Genomic DNA, 18,569 nt, shown 5'->3' on the forward strand with positions numbered 1-18,569 from the left:
TTGACTTTTAAGGTTTTTTGTTAACTTTGATAGGATAAAACCAAGTTTTTTAAAAAAGTTTTTAGCTATAAAACGTTTGATAATTTTTTTTAAAAACTTTCCCAAAGTTCAACTCACCTTAAACATCAATCTGTATGTGTGGAATCGTAGCATACGTCGGACATCAAGAAGCCTGTCCCATCATTATTAAAGGCTTAAAACGACTGGAATACCGTGGGTACGACAGTGCAGGAATCGCGCTTTTGAACAAAGACGGTTTGAATATTTATAAAAAGAAAGGCAAGGTCGTTGCGCTGGAAGAGGAGTTAAAATCAAAAGATACGACGGCTTGCATTGGCATTGGGCATACACGCTGGGCCACGCACGGCGAACCTAACGACCGAAACGCGCACCCGCATTATTCGAACCACAAAAAATTGGCGATTATCCACAACGGAATCATTGAAAACTACGCCACCATTAAACAAAAATTGCTGCAAAAAGGGCACGAGTTTCGCTCCGAAACCGATTCGGAGGTGCTGATTCATTTTATAGAAGATATTCAGTCAGAAGTAAATTGCACGCTCCTAGAGGCCGTACGCTTGGCCTTGCAAGAAGTGGTAGGAGCTTATGCCATTGTGGTGATGACGGAAGACGAGCCCACTCAACTGATTGCTGCGCGTAAAAGTAGTCCTTTGGTGATTGGGGTAGGAGAGGACGAGTTTTTCTTTGCCTCAGACGCGACGCCCATCATTGAATATACCAAAGACGTCGTGTACTTGGACGATAACCAAATTGCGTTGGTGCGCAATAATGAGCTAAAAATTGTCAATCTCGAAAACGAACGACAACTGCCTTATGTCCAGAAACTTGAGATGGAACTAGAAGCCATTGAAAAGGGCGGCTATGACCACTTTATGTTGAAAGAAATTTTTGAGCAACCGCGTTCGATTGCGGACAGTATGCGCGGACGCGTAAACAGCGAAGAAGGTAGCTTACAACTGGGCGGTTTGAGCGAGTACATGGGAAAATTGGCCGACGCCAAGCGAATCATCATCGTAGGCTGCGGTACATCGTGGCACGCGGGGCTGGTGGCCGAATATATTTTTGAAGAACTGGCCCGCATTCCCGTAGAAGTAGAATATGCGTCGGAGTTTCGGTACCGAAACCCAATTATTCGCGAGAAAGACTTTGTCATTGCGATTTCACAGTCGGGAGAAACGGCCGATACGCTGGCGGCGATTCAGTTGGCCAAATCCAAGGGAGCCACTATTTTTGGGGTGTGCAACGTCGTCGGTTCGTCGATTGCGCGCGAAACCCATGCGGGGGCTTATACCCACGCAGGGCCTGAAATTGGGGTGGCAAGTACCAAGGCATTTACGGCCCAAGTAACGGTACTTACGCAAATGGCGATTGCGGTGGCCAAAAAAAGAGGTACAATTTCGGAGGGGCTGTATCGTCAGTTGTTGATTGAACTGGAAAACATTCCGCGTAAGGTAGAGCAAGTGCTGAAGGCCGCCGACAAAATCAAGGAGATAGCTTTTATCTTTACCTACGCCCGCAATTTTATTTATTTAGGACGCGGCCTAAACTTTCCTGTGGCGCTGGAAGGAGCGTTGAAACTCAAAGAAATCTCGTACATCCATGCGGAAGGCTACCCCGCAGCCGAAATGAAACACGGCCCGATTGCGCTCATCGACGAAGACATGCCTGTGGTATTTATTGCTACCAAAGACAGCTCGTACGAAAAAGTGGTGTCGAACATTCAGGAAGTAAAAGCGCGGAAAGGTCGCGTCATTGCGATTGTGACCGAAGGAGATTCGTTGATTCATAACATGGTGGATTTTGTGATTGAAATCCCCAAAACGCACGAAATATTGATGCCACTTTTGTCCTCGATTCCGTTGCAATTACTGTCGTATTACATCGCTGTCATGCGCGGACGCAACGTGGACCAACCTCGAAACTTGGCTAAATCGGTGACGGTGGAGTAAAAAACTATTAATTGGTTAGGGCTCTCATAGGAAAGCCCTAACCTGTTATACACTCTTCAGCAATTTCATGCCAAAACCTGGCGCTTTGGGAGGGATAAATTCGCTGTTGACAATTTTATAAAGGCTAAAATCAACGTCCTCGCAGGTACACGGAACTCCCTCAATGGTGACGGTATTTCCTAACGCCCCCGTTAAGTGAGCCGTATAAAATGACTTTAGCTGTTCGCCAAACGCATGAGGTGAAGCTAAAATACCCAATTTTTGAAGCTCAGGCATGATTTTGCGCCAAGGCGTAAAGCCGTAGCCCATGATGTCGGTGATGTGAACATCAATCAGTTTTTGTTCTTCAAGTTCGCGCAGAAGTTGCTGATTTGGATTGGCTTCGCCATCGGCCAAAAGTGTTTTAACGTTGCTGGCTTTCAACCAGTCTTTTAACTTTCGGTAATCTGCCACGGTTTCGGCAAAGGGTTCTTCAAACCAAAACAGCGGAATCCCATCAATGCCTTTTAGATATGCGATGGCCATGTCGGCCGTGTAACCATCGTTGGCATCGACCAAAATATCACAATCGGGAAATGTTTTGTGAACAAGCTTCGTCACTTCGATGTCGCGTTGAAGCCCTTCTTGTTTGGGCATCCAAATATTGCCGCGCCCAATTTTTAGTTTGAACTGCCGATAGCCCAATTTATAATCTGCATTGCAATTGGCGATGATGTTGTCGAGTCCGTTGGGCAAGGTGGTGACTGGCCCCTCTTTGGGTTCTAGTTCATCAAAATAAATCATGCCGCTATAACACTTCGTCGTAATGGGCTTTTTGCGTCCCATCAATTCATACACAGGTTTGTTGAGGATGACCCCTGCCAAATCGTGCAGTGGCACATCAAAAGGTAAGGCTTGAGGGTCGGTAACGCCCAATTTTGGTTCAAAAACCTCCGAAACACGTTTCCCTTTTAAATACGCAATGGTTTCTTCGCTTCGACGACCGTGCATTCCCCAACCTTTGGCTCCTTGGTCGGTGGTAAGTACACAGACATTCACTTTGGGGCCGTATCCGTGAATATCGCGTCGGGCGTTTTTGCCTACAAAACGAGGCCATTTTAGCTGTACTTGGGTATAGGCAATGTCCGCAATTTTGTGCGAGGCTAAATCGCTGGCTTGTGAGTCGTGGTGAAACCATTCAGCGGCCTGAGCGCTCAATGTAGTACCGATAGCCACTGTGGCGCTAGTACGTAAAAAGTTTCTGCGTTCCATCGGAGTAAATGTAAAAAAGGGTGAATAGGTACTACCTAAATTCACCCTTTTGGTTAATCTACTCTAATGCTAAACTTTAGTCCCGAGCCGAGATAACACCTCCTAGATTGCTATTTCTACCGAAATTCGGACAAGAAATAGCTTTTGGTTACATCCACGCTCTGGGCTAGATTACTATTATTTTGATGTTCCCTACAAATGCTTCCCGAGATTTAGTTCCGCATCACCGTTTTGTTGAAGTCCTTTGGCAAAAAGATTTTTCATTCTGTTGGCCGCTTCTGGTTGGGCTAAGGCTTCAAAAAATCGAGTTTGGGTATCCATAATGTGTTCATTTTTAGGATTTACCGCTCTTTTATTGATAATCGATTTAATTTCTGAAATTACTTTCTTATCAAATGAGGCAATGCGTTGGGCAAGGTTTTCCACAAAATCATCTAATTCTTCGTCGGCAATCGCACGGTTTATCCAGCCATAAGCGGCGGCCGTTTCAGCGTCAAAATCACTGCCACTCAAAATAATTTCCAATGCTTTTGCTTTGCCTGTAAGCAGATGTAATCGTTCCATACCACCACCGCCAGGGAAGATACTGAATCCAATTTCGGGTTGACCAAAAATCGCTTTTTCTTTGCTCGCAAATCGCATATCCATTGCCTGCGCAAATTCGCTACCCAATCCTCTGGCACGTCCTCTGATAGAGGCAATACTGACAAATGGAGCCTGTTCAAAACGTTTGGCAACATCTGGCCAAGATTTTGAAAGCCCTGTTTTTCCAACACCTTTCGGGAAGCCCGTAGCTTTCAGTACATCTAAGTGGGCAATGAAAAAGTCAGGGTTTGCACTTTCAAATACCACCACTTTTAGGTTTTCGGCTGCTTCAAATTCGTCTATCAATACTATCAATTCTTCTGACATTTCTGGGCCAAACAAGTTAATTGGCGGGTTGTCAATAATTACTTTCCAATAACTATCGCTTATTTTTTGCGTCTTTAAAATCATGATGTTACGTTTTTTATTGCAAAGCAAAATCCATTACTTTACTTTTGCAAGTAGTTACTTTATTGTGAAGTAATAACAAAAAGTAAATCAATGTTGACCGTCAGATTATTATGGCTAAAAAAAAATGTAACTTTTCTGAATGTCCCATCACAAGAACAGCCGATGTGATAGGCGGGAAGTGGACGCTACCTATTATTTTCTCGTTGATTTATGAAACCAAGCGTTTCAAAGAGCTGGAAAGAAGTATCGAAGGTATCAATACTCGTATGCTCGTGAAAGAACTTAAGCAATTAGAAGACAATGGCCTTGTCGTTAGAAAAGTCTATGCGGAAGTTCCTCCACGGGTCGAGTACTCATTGACGGATAAAGGTAGAGCTCTGAAAAATGTGCTTATCGAAATGCGAGAATGGGGAAATCAGTACCTATTGTAGATACATTTTGTACCAATTGTTCGGGTTTAGCCTAGCGGTCACGTTCATGATTGCTGGAGGAATAAATTGATATAAGCACTCACCAACGTTGGATACTGATGTTGTGGCCCATGCCCAGTTTCGTGCAAAATAAGATGCTGGATGGTTGGCGCATTTTTCAATAACGGAAACCAGTTTTCAACGGCAAAACTTATATCATTATCACCCGAAACTACAAAGACGGGTGTTTGTAAGGTTCTATAACGCTCTCTCAAATTGAGCTTATCTTCTCTAAAAGCTATCGAACCCGCAAAATATCGCTGCAGAATATCCTGAGTGGCAGGAATAAGACTGCGATCTAAACGTTGAGCAATACGTTCGTGCGAAGCCTTGGCCAATTGTTTGCTTTTTTCAGAAGATGGTTCAAAGAACAATACATATTCGTCCTCTAAATCGTTGGTAGGCTTCAAGGCTTTTTCAAAAAAGATAGGCTGAATCGGAATTTCAGTGTTTCCTGGAGGATTTGTTCCTACCAAAACCGTTTTTAACACTCGGTCGGGATACTGAAACATAAGACTTTGAGTAACCAAACCTCCATACGACCAACCCAATACATTAAACTGTTTAATGTTTAAATAATCAAGGAGTTGAATAATTTCTTTGGCTACGTCAATGGTATTTAAAGGAAGTTCACCTTCGGAAAGACCAATACCCGAATAGTCGAAAATCGTAACCGTATTTTGGGCGGCTAATCCGTCTAAAAAAAGTGGGTCCCAAGTGTCTAAAACACCTCTGAATCGATTCACTAAAACAAGGTGTTCACCAGTACCAAACTGACGGTAGGCTCTTTTTTTACCATCAATTAGGGCGAATTGCGTTTCTGCGGTTAATGCAAACGATTTTTGGCCGAGTAATTCTTGTACATTTTTCATGGTAGTATTTTTTAATTGTTAAATGATTGGGCAGGTAAAATGAATCAATGTCCGTGAGCGGCAATACTTACCTCTTTCCATGCTTCAATTTCTTCAAGGCGATTTTTATATACTTGATTCACAACATGGTATGCGATTTTTCCTAATAATAGTCTTTGTGGTGGATTTTCGCTGTTGACTACCTTCAAAATGGCTTCTACAGTAGCTTCTGGTTTTCCCCAAGTCGCTGGATTTTCACCAGAAGCTGCAAAGGCTGCACGTACTGGTGCATAATCTGCAATGCTGTCGGTGGTTTGAATAGCCGAAGCGCCTGCCCATTCTGTGGCAAAACCGTTGGGTTCAATGAGTGTAAATTTGATTCCTAAATGAGCTACTTCCGAAGCAATGGTTTCACTAAGTCCTTCTACGGCAAATTTTGAAGCATTGTACAAACCTAACATAGGCAAAGTAGTAAGTCCCAAAAAACTTGATACTTGAATAATATGCCCACTTTTTTGTTGACGCATAATGGGCAAAACTGCTTGTGTCACCCACAAAAGTCCAAAGAAATTAGTTTCCATTTGGTCTCTGGCTTGTTGCTCGGTCGTTTCTTCTACCGTTCCGAAAAGACCATAACCAGCATTGTTAATTAAAATATCAATGCTTCCAAAATGGGTAGCTACTTGATTCACAGCATTGATAACTTCTTGACGATTGTTTACATCTAATTGTACGGGTAAAATATTATCGCCATAGGTACTTACAAGGTCGCCTAAAGCAGCGATGTTACGGGCTGTTGCGGCTACTTTGTCGCCACGTTTCAAAAATGCTTCTGCCCAAAGTTTTCCAAATCCTCTTGATGCTCCTGTGATAAAAATTGTCTTGCTCATGATGTCGTTCGTGTTTTGTTTTTTTTGATGTGACAAAGGTACTTCAGCCCCTTGGCGAACGACTAACCCATTTCAGCGGAAGAATAGCACAGAAATACGAAAGAGGGAGATTTGTGGTAGAACCGTTGATTTGTGCTACAAAAAACTTGACACCTGAGCTTTTCAACAAAGTTACATTGAGCTTTCTAACAAAGAAGTCCCGTGATTTTAGAGAGAACTTTGCAGAAACAAAATTCAAGAAAAATGACAAAGGTTTGGTTTATTACAGGTAGCTCAAAAGGTTTAGGCAAAAGCCTTGCTTTAGAAGCACTAACAAACGGTGATAACGTGGTTGCCACCGCAAGAAATGTTTCACAATTAAATGATTTGGTAGTGCAATTCCCGAATCAAGTATTGGCACTTCCGCTGGATGTAAGCAGTAAGGCTCAGATTGATACTGCTGTTGCCGAAGCAGTATCGCATTTTGGTAGAATTGACGTTTTGGTCAATAATGCAGGATTTGGTATTACGGGTGCAGCCGAGGCATTTACTGATGAACAAGTTCGTAGCCAGTTAGAAGTAAACTTATACGCTCCTATCGAAATCACTCGTGTTGTTTTACCCATTATGCGTAAACAACGCTCTGGACGCATCCTTCAAATTAGTTCTATTGGTGGGCGTGTCGGAAACCCTGGATTGACCATGTATCAAGCAGCCAAATTTGGTTTAGCGGGTTTTACCGAAGCACTAAGCAAAGAGGTAGCACCTCTGGGCATTAAAGTAACGTCTATTGAACCGGGCGGATTTCGTACCGATTGGGCTGGTGCATCTATGAGCTTTGCCGAAGATATAGAGGGGTATGAAAATACTGTTGGTGGTATGAAAGCCTATATTTTCTCAGGAAAATATGTACCTGTGGGAGACCCAGCCAAAGCCGCTAAAGTAATGTTTGAACTGGCATCACACCCAGAGCCTCCTGTGCATTTGGTATTGGGAAGCGAGGCAACGGCTATTTTGAGAAGTGCTGATGAAAACCGAAAAGCAGAGTTTGAAAAATGGCTTGCTGTAAGTAACTCTACCGACCACGACGAAGCTGAAAATATCTTTGAAACAGAAGAAGGTAAAAAGTTTTTGAGCAGTAAAGGGATTATTTAAAAAGCATAATTTCCTGTATTACAATTAACGAGCGAATCAATTCGCTCGTTAATTGTAAACTCAAGGCTTATGAAAATTGTATTGATACTGGAAAATAAATTAATTTGAGCCTGATATGAAAGCTGAAAACGAAAATAAAAAACGTGCGAATATTACCTATTCTTGCTACTACAAACAAAGCAGAGAAGGTGAGCAATTTGTGGCTGACCATGTATTAAATTATCAAATTACAGGCACTTCGATTCTCAGCGACGGCAATAGTCAATATGAATCGAGGGAAGGAACTTTTCGTTTTATCAGACGTAATCAACTCCTAAAATTCAGCAAACATCCTCCTGCTAATGGCGAGTACCAATCACTAAGTATTTTGTTTACACAAGAAACTTTAAAAAGTTTTAGTTTAGCCTACGAAGTACTCTCTGAACAAAAGCCACACGAGCAGTTTATATTTACCCTACAAACCAATTCGCTACTCGAAAGCTATGTCAATTCTTTACTGACCTATCGCCAAAGTAGTATTTTGGAAAATGCCCAAATGGTTGATATAAAACTAAATGAAGGGATTTTGCTACTATTACAAACCAATCCAGCCTTAAAGGACATTTTGTTTGATTTTAATGACCCACACAAAATTGATTTGGAGTCATTCATGAATAAAAACTATCATTTCAATGTTCACTTAGAACGTTTTGCCTATCTTACAGGCAGAAGTTTGGCGACTTTTAAAAGAGATTTTGAGAAAATATTTGGTGTTTCTCCGAGACATTGGTTACAACAAAAACGCCTTAAAGAAGCCTACTATCTTATCCATGAAAAAGGCAAGATAGCCTCCGACATTTACCTCGATTTAGGCTTTGAAGACTTATCCCATTTCTCTTTTGCCTTTAAAAATGCGTTTGGTGTTGCACCAACTAAAATAGTATCCATTCAATCCAACAACCTTCACTCCCCGAACTGATAACAGTTTAGGAGTGAAGGCTATTGGATTACTATGCAATTGATTCAATCGCAGGGAAATCCACTGGAATTTTCGTATTGGCATATACGTAATTAGTAAATGTTCTTAAAGTAATCAATCCCATAAGCTCAATGAGGGCTTTTTCGTCGTAGCCTACTTCAAAAAATTGCTCCAAAGCTTCTTCGCTGGCGCTTCCTTTGTTATTGGCAATAGATGCGGCTAAAGAAATGATAGCACTTAGTTTTGAGTCACTTACTGCACCTTTTCTGATAGCAAGGGTATCTTCTTTGCTAAAGCCTTTCAACTGAGCCAACATCGTATGTGCGGCTAAACAGTAATCACAATTGTTTACTTGCGACACAATCAGATTGATGGCTTCTTTTTCTTTACCCGTAAAAGAGGAATCCTGAGAAAGTGTAGCTTCAAAATCAAGCATTCCTTTGAGAGCCTGACCCGAATACCCGATGGTTGCATATAAATTGGGTACTTTACCCATTTTTTTCTGTACCTGTGCTAAAATTGATTGAGATAAGGTACTTAATGCCTCTGTGGCAGGAACTTGAATCGTTTTCATGTTGATAAAATTTAAAAATGATGTCGTTTGTTTTTTGTTTATTTTGATGTGACAAAGGTACTTCAGCCCCTTGGCGAACGACTAACCCATTTCAGCGGAAGAATAGCACAGAAATACGAAGGTGAAAGAATGGCTTAAAAAGCCGTGCTTAACGATAATTTAGTACCTTGTGGTGTTGATTTACTGATTCCAACAGACAATGGACAAAATAGTACATTATAAAAGCATTGCAGAGTTACACCAAAAAAGTGGCTATCCGCTTCCTGCCAACCCTTTAATCAGCTTGATGACTTGTAAAGAGCTCATGAGCTATTCTCTAGGGCAATCAAGATTTACAGGAGATTTCTACATGATTGCCTTGAAAAAAATAAAATCAGGCTATGTCTTGTACGGAAAAACCAAGTACGACTACGAGAATGGCTCGATGGTTTTTATGAAACCACGGCAGATTATCGAAGTAAGTAATGTACAATTTGCCGAAAAAGGCTTTGTCATGTTTGTGCATGAGGATTACTTAACAGGCCATAACCTGCACAGCCAGATCAAAAAGTATGGCTATTTTGAATACGAAATCAATGAAGCCTTGCATATTTCGCCTACCGAAGAAAAGATCATGTGGGAGCTTTATGATAAAATCAGAATAGAATACGACCAAAATCAGGATGAGTTTAGCCAAGAAATCATTCTTTCGCACATTGATGCGATGTTGAAATACTCGGATAGATTTTATAAAAGACAGTTTATCGACCGTAGTAGTAATATATCGAGCACTACCGTAAAGAAGTTCCAACATGTATTGACTCACTATTTTGAGCAAGGCTTTCAAAAAACACAAGGTTTGCCCACTGTCCATTACTTAGCAGGTGAATTGTCGCTCTCAACCCGTTACTTGAGCGATGTGTTAAAACAAGAAACGGGCAAAGCGGCTTTAGACCACGTACATTTATACCTTGTTACAGAAGCCAAAAACCAGCTATTAGGCACAGGCGATAATGTTTCGGAAATAGCCTATCAATTAGGCTTTGAAAGTCCATCTTATTTCACCCGGTTATTTAAAAAAGTCGTCGGGGTCACCCCTGTACAGTACAAAGAAAAAAATATAACAATACATGGTTAAATGGTAAAGTACAACGAACGACGCCTTTTGCTGTTTACGAAGGCTGAAGCAGCTTTGTCCTAAAAGCCAAAAGAATGTGTAATTTTGCCCATGAATAGTTGTCCATTGCATGAAGTTTCCCCAAAAACACATAGCCATTCTTGGCTCAACGGGTTCGATTGGAACCCAAGCACTCGACGTGATAGCGGCTCATCCAGAGTCGTTTACGGTCGAAATCCTTACCGCTCAAAACAACGCTGAACTGCTGATTGAGCAAGCCGCAACGTTTCATCCCAATGTGGTTGTCATTGCCAATGAGTCGTTGTACGACAAGGTCTTTGACGCCCTCGACCCCCTCGGGATTCAGGTATATGCAGGAGCGAAGGCGATTGCCGATGTGGTTCAAATGGACTCCATCGACACGGTTTTGACCTCTATGGTGGGCTATTCGGGACTGATTCCGACGGTAAAAGCCATTGAGGCAGGTAAACAAATTGCCTTAGCCAACAAAGAAACTTTGGTAGTGGCAGGTGAGCTGGTAACGGCTCTGGCCCGCGAAAAAGGCGTTAATATTTATCCTGTCGATTCGGAGCACTCGGCCATATTTCAGTGTATTGTGGGTGAGTTTCATAATCCCATCGAAAAAATATTGCTCACCGCTTCGGGTGGGCCATTTCGAGGCAAAACCCGCGATGAGCTTTTACACGTAACCAAAGCGCAAGCCCTGAAACACCCCAACTGGAGCATGGGGGCTAAAATTACCATTGATTCGGCTTCGTTGATGAACAAAGGCTTGGAAGTCATTGAAGCAAAATGGCTTTTTGGACTAGATGCATCGCAAATCGAGGTGGTAGTGCATCCCCAAAGTATTATCCATTCAATGGTGCAATTTGAAGATGGAAGCATCAAAGCCCAAATGGGATTACCTGATATGCGCCTCCCGATTCAGTTTGCCCTCACCTACCCGCACCGCTTGAAGGCCGATTTTCCTCGCTTCAACTTTGCTCAGTATCCGTCTCTCACATTTGAGCAACCCGACTTAAAAACTTTTCGTAATTTGCAATTCGCTTTCGATGCCCTCGAACGTGGTGGAAACATGGCCTGCATTGTGAATGCAGCCAATGAAGTGGCAGTAGCGGCGTTTTTACAAGATAAAGTAGGTTTTCTGCAAATGTCAGACCTTATCGAAACTTGTATGAACACCGTAGCGTTTATTCAACAACCAACCCTCGACGATTATATCGAAACCGACACCGAAACACGCCGTGTAGCCGAAAGTTTACTGTCAAAATAGCGACCATGTCCCAAGTACTGAACATACCCACCATGGATACCATGAACGACGACGAGTTCTTCGCTTTTTGCGAGGCAAATCGTCGCAATGGAATGCACTTTGAGCGGGACAAATACGGAAGAATCATTTTTATGTCACCTACTGGAAGCGTTGGAGGCCACAACGATGGCGAAATTTTTGTTGAAATCAAACTTTGGAATAGAGGTACGAACCAAGGTTTTGTATTTCCTTCATCAACGGGTTTTACCCTGCCTGACAAATCCATCAAGTCGCCTGACGTCGCTTGGATACGCCGCGAGCGATGGGAACAAATTCCTTCGGCTTTACGAAAAAAATTTGCCCCTATTTGCCCTGATTTTGTGGTAGAAGTAATTTCAGAATCAGATACTTGGTCGGAGCATGTTGATAAAATGAAGGAGTGGGTCGCCAATGGTTGCCAATTGGGTTGGTTGATTGACCCCAACGAGAAAACATACATGATTTTTAGCCCTCAAAATAACAATCCCGAAAAACAACCGTTTGGTGTTATCGACGGGGGAAAGGTCTTAGAAGGATTAGAGATCGACCTAACAACGGTTTTTCAAGATATTGATTAATGACTAACTAAACGTGTGCAAGCACACATAAACTCAAAGAATGGAAATTTTAGTAATGGTGGGACAGTTGATTTTAGGACTGTCGATTTTAGTAGGATTACACGAATGGGGGCATCTTATCACAGCCAAGATGTTCGGAATGCGAGTAGAAAAGTATTTCATTGGGTTTCCGCCCAAAATATGGTCGATTCAACGCGGTGAGACGGAATATGGTTTTGGAGCAGTGCCACTAGGCGGTTTTGTGAAAATATCGGGAATGGTCGATGAGTCGTTGGATACCAAAAATTTGACGGCAGAACCCGAGCCTTGGGAATTTCGCGCCAAACCCGCTTGGCAGCGTTTGATTGTGATGCTGGGTGGAATCATCGTCAATGTGATTACGGGTATTATCATTTTTGTGGCCATTACTTATTCAGAAGGATATGACTACATCGCGACCAAAGATGTGAAATACGGGATTGTGGCTCACAAACTTGGCCAAGAAATTGGGTTGCGTACGGGAGACCAAATCGTGGCCATCAATGGAAAACCGTTTGACGATTTTGCCGAAGTGCGTAAAGTGTTTTTGGAGTCAAACAGCTACTATACGGTAGAGCGTAATGGCGAAAAATTGGATATTTATGTACCGAATAATTTCATCGAGAAGATTTCGGACAAGAAAAATGCGGGTGAGTTTATTGATCCCATTTATCCTTTCTCAATTAGAGAAGTGACGCCTGGGATGCCTGCGTCTAAATCAGGATTATTAGCAGGTGATAAAATTGTCAAGGTAAATAACCAGCCTATTCAGTTTTACCACGAAATCAGAGACGCATTGTCCAATCTAAAAAACAAAAAGGCAGTGTTGGAAATCGACCGTAAAGGAAAAATCGTAACCCTTAACGTGGATGTACCCGAAGACGGTAAAATAGGTTTTTATCCAGAGTTAGGTCTTACAACCACGCACATTGATTATTCTTTCGGGGAGTCAATAGCGATTGGAACTCAAAAGGCATTTAGCGTAGTGACTGACAATATTCGTGGTTTTGGCAAAATTTTCCGTGGTGAAGTATCTGCCTCTAAGGCATTGAGTGGACCGATTGGTATCGCCCAAATGTTCGGTGGAATTTGGGATTGGGGACGTTTTTGGTTCCTCACGGGCTTGTTGTCGATGGTATTGGCATTTATGAACATTCTGCCGATTCCAGCCCTTGATGGTGGCCACTCGGTTTTGTTGATTTACGAAATGGTAACAGGCCACAAGCCGTCGGATAAGTTCTTGGAAGCCGCCCAAAAAGTGGGAATGGTAATTCTCCTTGGGTTGATGGTGTTCGCCTTTGGAAACGATATTTTTAAACTCTTCCGTTAGTATGAGTTTAGTAACTAATCCACGCAAAGGTGCGAAGGCGGAAACGTTCTTTGCGCCTTTGCGTCTTTGTTTAATTCTCCTTTTGTGCCTTAGCGCTTTCGGTTTTTCAAAGCACGATTTCCATACCAGCATTACCCGAATGGACTATAACGCCAAAGAAAAATCGTTTGAGGTGAGTATTCGGGTATTTACCGACGATTTGGAGAGCGTGCTGTCCAAAGAAAATGGCGGGCAAAAGTTTTCGGTACTCAACAATGATAAAAATGACCCCTATGTCGAAAAATACATTCGGAAACATTTTGCGATTGTGACTACCACTAAACAAAAAAAACCGTATTCGTACATCGGAAAAGAACAAGAGGCGGACGCTACTTGGATTTATGTGGAAGTTCCTTGTCCTGAGGCTATTACGGGTTTTTCGTTGCAAAACAGCATCATGCTTGATTTCTTTGACGACCAAGTGAATCTCGTTAACTTCAACTACCAAGGCCAGAAGAAGTCGTATATCTTTAAAAATGAGGATAAAGTTCTGCCCCTCGGATTGTAATATTCAACAAAGGTTCGTACCTTTGCACCCCAAATTTTTTACTTTTTTTAACTACTTTAAAAGTCTGGTATCATGCCAAAAGTTAAAACCAATTCAGGTGCCAAGAAGCGTTTTAAAATGACTGGCACTGGTAAAATTAAGCGTAAGCACGCTTTCCATAGCCATATTTTGACAAAGAAATCAACAAAACGTAAGCGTGGCCTTGTAGGCTTCACTGTTGTTGATGACACAAATATGGATCGCATCCGTTTGATGCTTAAGTTCTAATTAGTGCGCAAGCACAGGTTCATTGTTTCACCCGATTGTTGGTTTACAAAGTGCTTAAAATAAGCCACCAACCGTCAAAAAACTAACAAAATTATGCCACGTTCGGTAAACCACGTTGCGTCGCGGGCTCGTCGCAAAAAAGTATTAAAATTAGCCAAAGGTTACTACGGCCGTCGTAAAAACGTATGGACAGTAGCCAAAAACGCCGTTGAGCGCGGTCTTAACTACGCTTATGTCGGTCGTAAACAAAAGAAAAGAAATTTCCGTGCCTTGTGGATTCAGCGTATCAACGCTGCGGCTCGTCAAGAAGGATTGTCTTATTCTGCATTGATGGGTAAAGTTCACGCGGCTGGTGTTGAGCTAAACCGTAAAGTACTTGCTGACCTTGCAATGAATCACCCTGAGGCGTTCAAGGCAGTAGTAGAAAAAGTAAAATAATTGGGAAAAGCGGTGCTAAGTGTACCTCTTTTTTGAGAAAGGTGGCGAATTCATTTTCGCCACCTTTTTTATTTTGAACATTCGTCCGAACTTTTTAGCCCAAAGAAATGTTTCAACCTTAATTACAGCGCTATCTGCTTATATGAAATTAATGTTCCGCCGCTTTCTTGCCTTTTTTATGGCACTTGTCGTTCTAACGGCAAGCACGGGCTTTGGCGTGGTTGAACATCATTGTATTCTGAGAGGAAAATCGCTGCATTTGGCTGCCCTTAGTAAACAAAAATGCGGCAGCTGTGCTACGACAAAAGAGTCCACAACTCCTGCTGGACAAACGATTATCAAAAAAAGAACTTGCTGCGAAGACCAACAACGCTACGAAAATGTAGAAGTCGCGTCGTCGGTGACACAATGGGTAGCTAAGTTATTAAAAGCAACGACTGACTGGGTTGTTGAGACGTTTGTAGCGGTCTTCAAAGTTGTATTTGAGTTTTTCTTACCCACTTCGACGGGTTCTTCTTCTGTTTATTCCTTTACTTCTTTTTTTCACGGACGAAGTCTGCTTTCGTTCGTCCAATCTCTCTTGATTTAGGATTTCCTTGGCATGGCTGCCGTTCATGTCAACGCATTTTTGGGAAATGTTAAATCAAAATCCAATGGTATTTTACGTCAAAAACATGGTTTGTGACCGCTGTAAATTGGTGGTTGGCCAAGTATTTTCTCACGCTCATTTTCAGGTTCAACAGATTCAACTCGGGGAAGTGGAGGTAGCAACGCCTGTTACTGCTACTCAGATAGCGGAAGTGACTGTTCGGCTTCAAGAATACGGTTTTGAATTGCTTGAGGATAAACGAGTTCGTACGGTTGAAAAAATCAAAACGCTTGTTTTAGCGTTGATTCGTTCTTCTTCATTGGAATTGAAGGTGAATTATTCTGACTATTTAGCTCAACATCTCAACCGTGACTACAATGGCTTGAGCACTCTTTTTTCTTCGCTGGAAGGCATCACAATTGAGCAATACATCATTCGCCAAAAGATTGAACGTGTGAAAGAATTGTTGACCTACGATGAACTGAGTCTTGGTCAAATAGCCGACGAACTTCATTACAGTAGCGTGGGTCATTTATCGAATCAGTTTAAGAAAATCACGGGCATGACGCCCAGTCAATTCAAAAATGCTGATTCGAAAGACCGTCAACCATTGGATGCTGTTGGAAACAACATTAAAGCAAACTAAACAGATGAAAATCAGTAATTTAAAAATATATCTAAGCCTTCTAAGCTGTTTGCTTGGGGGGGTATTACAAGCGCAGCGCGTCACGGGGGCGATTTATGAGCGCAACGAAACGGGGAAAAAGTCGGCCTTAGTAGGAGTAAACGTTTTTTGGGGTGGAACATCCTTGGGAACAATCACCGATAGCTTGGGAAAATTTGACATCGCCCGCTCTGCCAAAACCAATCGTTTAATCATCAGCTACATCGGCTACAAAACCGACACGATAAAGGTATCGGCGGAAAGTAATTTCGACATCATAATGAAGCCCGAAGGGCAGTTGGGGGAAGTAGTTGTACGAGGCACTTCCTCGCAAATTGACCGCTTAAACCCCATTCAAACCGAAATCATTACGACCAAAGCCCTTGCCAAAGCTGCTTGTTGTAATTTGTCTGAAAGTTTTGAAACCAATGCTTCGGTGTCGGTGAGTTTGAGCGACGGTGTGACGGGGGCCAAACAAATTCAGTTTTTGGGATTGGGAGGGCAATACGTGCAAACCAACGTCGAAAACATTCCGAATATCCGTGGCTTGGGCACGACCTTTGGGCTAAATTACATCCCAGGAACGTGGATTCAAAGCATCGACATTGGCAAAGGTGCAGGCTCAGTCGTCAATGGCTATGAAAGCTTGACGGGGGCGATTAATGTGGAGTTGGTGAAGCCCGATGCGCGAGAGAAACTGTATTTCAATGCGTACGTCAACAATTTTGGCCGTGGAGAGGTAAATTTCAACGTCAATAAAAAACTCAATGAGCGTTGGTCAACGGGCATCCTTTCGCACGCAAGTACGCTTCAAACGCGGGTGGATAACAACGGAGACGGGTTTCTGGACATGCCTCTTTACACGCAGCTTAATGCGGTCAATCGTTGGCAGTATAAAAGCGACAAAATGATGGCGCAGTTTGGGGTAAAAGCCCTTTACGAAAACCGTTTGGGAGGTCAAGTAGGGTTTCGTGAAAATATGCGCGGAACGTCGCAAGCGTACGGTTTTGGCAATACAACTCGGCGCGTAGAGTTTTTCTCCAAAACGGCCAAAATGTACCAAGACAAGCCGTATAAAGGATTGGGTTTTATCGTAAACGGACTGACGCACGCAAGCGACTCGTACTTTGGATTTGCGAACTACGATGCCCGCCAACAAACCTTGTATGCCAATCTGATTTATCAGTCGATTATTAATAACACCAATCATAAGTTTACGACGGGTTTGAGTTATTTGTTGGACGACTATAACGAAACCTATAAAGACCTTCACCGTACGCGGACGGAGTCGGTACCTGGGGCGTTTTTTGAATATACCTATAACTACCTTGATAAACTGACGCTTGTGGCAGGCATTCGGGCTGATGCGCATAACCTTTTTGGGGCGTTTGTTACACCGCGTTTGCACCTTCGCTGGCAGCCGTTTGAACATACGACCCTTCGGGTATCAGCGGGACGAGGGCAGCGTACGCCAAACGCGTTGGCCGAAAACTACGGCTATTTGGTGAGTCAACGGTGGGTGCGTTTTGTGGATGAGCTACGTCCCGAAGTTTCGTGGAATTATGGCGCGAGTTTGACCCAAACCTTCCATCTCTTTGAAAAACATTGGGATGTGATTCTGGACTATTATCGAACCGATTTTCAGAATCAGTTGGTGGCTGATACCGACCATGCCGACGATTTGGCAGCTCATTTGTATTTCTATAATCTCAAGGGTAAATCGTTCTCTAATAGCTTCCAAGCGGAGCTAAACGGCTTATTATCAAAGCGTACCGAAATAAAATTGGCCTATCGTTTGTTTGATGTTTGGCAAACCATGGGGCAGCCTGTCAATGATGTTCGCCTGATGGCCCGTATGATGATACCGCGTGACAGGGTGCTGTTCAATATCGGTTATACCTTACCGTATGATAAATGGAAAGCCGACTTGACGGTTCAGTGGAATGGGAAAGCCCGCATCAATGACCCGTTACAATCGTTGGAAGCAACTTTGGATAAAAAATCAATGCCGATTCTTTATTCACAACCTTATACCAACGTGAATGCCCAAGTATCTCGGGCTTTTCGGAAGTTTGAGGTCTATTTGGGGGGAGAAAATTTGCTCAATTTTAAACAACCAAACCCCATCATCAACGCCCAAGACCCGTTTGGGAAGTATTTTGATTCGGGGCAAGTATGGGGGCCAATCGTAGGCCGAATGGTATATGCAGGCATACGAATAAAAGTAAAAGATTAAAACAAGTAACCAATGAAACAATTAACATTCCTTTTGGTGCTCGTACTGGGAGTAGTATTTAGCACAGCGGCTAACAAGCCTGGCAAAGAAAAAGAAGTAAAAATCAAGACGTCAGCCGTGTGTGACATGTGTAAAGAACGTATTGAGAAAAACTTGACCTTGAGCAAAGGCGTGTCCGAGGCCGTTTTAAACCTTGATGACAAAGTGGTGACTATCAAGTACAATCCTAAAAAAACGGATGAAGCAGCGCTTCGCAAAGTGATTACGGATACAGGCTATGATGCAGATAGTCAAATGTGTAGCAAAACTGCTCACGACAAACTACCTGAGTGCTGCCAAAAAGGAAACGAAGCACACGGTCATCATTAAGTATTTGATCAAAAGTTTTTGAGGAATT

The 18,569-nt window shown here is 42.6% G+C and carries 20 protein-coding genes; 15 read left to right on the forward strand and 5 right to left on the reverse strand.

What is annotated here, in order from left to right:
- The first annotated feature begins 134 nt into the window (after positions 1–134).
- Positions 135–1,973 carry a glutamine--fructose-6-phosphate transaminase (isomerizing) gene (glmS, locus tag AC23P2_RS18425; protein WP_487774557.1) on the forward strand — a complete coding sequence of 613 codons (1,839 nt, stop codon included), beginning with the start codon at positions 135–137 and terminating at the stop codon, positions 1,971–1,973.
- Between the two features lie 45 nt (positions 1,974–2,018).
- On the opposite strand, the gene AC23P2_RS18430 is transcribed toward glmS, so the two are convergent.
- Together AC23P2_RS18430 and AC23P2_RS18435 are read right to left on the reverse strand one after the other, a co-directional pair.
- Positions 2,019–3,224, reverse strand: a complete 1,206-nt coding sequence (locus AC23P2_RS18430) for an enolase C-terminal domain-like protein (protein WP_487774558.1) — start codon at positions 3,222–3,224, stop codon at positions 2,019–2,021.
- A 192-nt stretch (positions 3,225–3,416) separates the two neighbouring features.
- Positions 3,417–4,220, reverse strand: a complete 804-nt coding sequence (locus AC23P2_RS18435) for an enoyl-CoA hydratase/isomerase family protein (protein ID WP_487774559.1) — start codon at positions 4,218–4,220, stop codon at positions 3,417–3,419.
- 110 nt (positions 4,221–4,330) lie between these two features.
- Here AC23P2_RS18435 and AC23P2_RS18440 point away from each other — a divergent pair, with 110 nt between their 5' ends.
- Positions 4,331–4,651: a winged helix-turn-helix transcriptional regulator gene (locus AC23P2_RS18440; protein ID WP_487774560.1), complete on the forward strand. Its 321-nt coding sequence runs from the start codon at positions 4,331–4,333 to the stop codon at positions 4,649–4,651.
- A 44-nt stretch (positions 4,652–4,695) separates the two neighbouring features.
- Here AC23P2_RS18440 and AC23P2_RS18445 read toward each other — a convergent pair whose 3' ends face one another.
- Together AC23P2_RS18445 and AC23P2_RS18450 are read right to left on the reverse strand one after the other, a co-directional pair.
- On the reverse strand, positions 4,696–5,562 hold the full coding sequence (locus AC23P2_RS18445; protein ID WP_487774561.1) for an alpha/beta fold hydrolase: 867 nt from the start codon (positions 5,560–5,562) through the stop codon (positions 4,696–4,698).
- 44 nt (positions 5,563–5,606) lie between these two features.
- On the reverse strand, positions 5,607–6,431 hold the full coding sequence (locus AC23P2_RS18450; protein ID WP_487774562.1) for an oxidoreductase: 825 nt from the start codon (positions 6,429–6,431) through the stop codon (positions 5,607–5,609).
- Positions 6,432–6,674: 243 nt separating this feature from the next.
- Here AC23P2_RS18450 and AC23P2_RS18455 point away from each other — a divergent pair, with 243 nt between their 5' ends.
- Both AC23P2_RS18455 and AC23P2_RS18460 read left to right on the forward strand, forming a co-directional pair.
- On the forward strand, positions 6,675–7,565 hold the full coding sequence (locus AC23P2_RS18455; RefSeq protein ID WP_487774563.1) for an oxidoreductase: 891 nt from the start codon (positions 6,675–6,677) through the stop codon (positions 7,563–7,565).
- Between the two features lie 115 nt (positions 7,566–7,680).
- Positions 7,681–8,523, forward strand: a complete 843-nt coding sequence (locus AC23P2_RS18460) for a helix-turn-helix domain-containing protein (RefSeq protein WP_487774564.1) — start codon at positions 7,681–7,683, stop codon at positions 8,521–8,523.
- A 31-nt stretch (positions 8,524–8,554) separates the two neighbouring features.
- On the opposite strand, the gene AC23P2_RS18465 is transcribed toward AC23P2_RS18460, so the two are convergent.
- Positions 8,555–9,097, reverse strand: coding sequence for a carboxymuconolactone decarboxylase family protein (locus AC23P2_RS18465; protein ID WP_487774565.1), 543 nt, complete (start codon positions 9,095–9,097; stop codon positions 8,555–8,557).
- A 199-nt stretch (positions 9,098–9,296) separates the two neighbouring features.
- Here AC23P2_RS18465 and AC23P2_RS18470 point away from each other — a divergent pair, with 199 nt between their 5' ends.
- The 11 genes from AC23P2_RS18470 (at position 9,297) to AC23P2_RS18520 (ending at position 18,541) form a co-directional block, all read left to right on the forward strand.
- On the forward strand, positions 9,297–10,214 hold the full coding sequence (locus AC23P2_RS18470; RefSeq protein ID WP_487774566.1) for a helix-turn-helix domain-containing protein: 918 nt from the start codon (positions 9,297–9,299) through the stop codon (positions 10,212–10,214).
- 109 nt (positions 10,215–10,323) lie between these two features.
- A complete protein-coding gene (locus AC23P2_RS18475) occupies positions 10,324–11,487 on the forward strand; it encodes a 1-deoxy-D-xylulose-5-phosphate reductoisomerase (RefSeq protein ID WP_487774567.1) in 1,164 nt (387 codons plus the stop codon).
- 5 nt (positions 11,488–11,492) lie between these two features.
- The gene (locus tag AC23P2_RS18480) at positions 11,493–12,083 is read left to right on the forward strand and encodes a Uma2 family endonuclease (RefSeq protein ID WP_487774568.1); all 591 of its coding nucleotides are present in this window, start codon (positions 11,493–11,495) and stop codon (positions 12,081–12,083) included.
- Between the two features lie 40 nt (positions 12,084–12,123).
- Entirely contained in the window at positions 12,124–13,431 is a 1,308-nt protein-coding gene (gene rseP, locus AC23P2_RS18485; RefSeq protein ID WP_487774569.1) for an RIP metalloprotease RseP, read from the forward strand.
- A gap of 1 nt (position 13,432) precedes the next feature.
- On the forward strand, positions 13,433–13,978 hold the full coding sequence (locus AC23P2_RS18490) for a DUF6702 family protein (RefSeq protein ID WP_487774570.1): 546 nt from the start codon (positions 13,433–13,435) through the stop codon (positions 13,976–13,978).
- 72 nt (positions 13,979–14,050) lie between these two features.
- Positions 14,051–14,245 (forward strand): 50S ribosomal protein L35, encoded by a 195-nt coding sequence (gene rpmI, locus AC23P2_RS18495; protein ID WP_028526736.1) that lies wholly within the window; start codon positions 14,051–14,053, stop codon positions 14,243–14,245.
- A gap of 93 nt (positions 14,246–14,338) precedes the next feature.
- Complete coding sequence (rplT, locus tag AC23P2_RS18500) at positions 14,339–14,683, forward strand: 50S ribosomal protein L20 (protein WP_028526735.1); 345 nt, start codon at positions 14,339–14,341, stop codon at positions 14,681–14,683.
- Between the two features lie 142 nt (positions 14,684–14,825).
- Entirely contained in the window at positions 14,826–15,272 is a 447-nt protein-coding gene (locus AC23P2_RS18505; RefSeq protein WP_487774571.1) for an HYC_CC_PP family protein, read from the forward strand.
- Between the two features lie 64 nt (positions 15,273–15,336).
- Positions 15,337–15,918 (forward strand): helix-turn-helix domain-containing protein, encoded by a 582-nt coding sequence (locus AC23P2_RS18510; protein ID WP_487774572.1) that lies wholly within the window; start codon positions 15,337–15,339, stop codon positions 15,916–15,918.
- Between the two features lie 4 nt (positions 15,919–15,922).
- The gene (locus tag AC23P2_RS18515) at positions 15,923–18,172 is read left to right on the forward strand and encodes a TonB-dependent receptor (RefSeq protein WP_487774573.1); all 2,250 of its coding nucleotides are present in this window, start codon (positions 15,923–15,925) and stop codon (positions 18,170–18,172) included.
- Positions 18,173–18,184: 12 nt separating this feature from the next.
- Positions 18,185–18,541 carry a heavy-metal-associated domain-containing protein gene (locus tag AC23P2_RS18520; protein ID WP_487774574.1) on the forward strand — a complete coding sequence of 119 codons (357 nt, stop codon included), beginning with the start codon at positions 18,185–18,187 and terminating at the stop codon, positions 18,539–18,541.
- Positions 18,542–18,569 lie beyond the last annotated feature (28 nt).

It is taken from the genome of Runella sp. R0.1_18, from assembly GCF_057652155.1.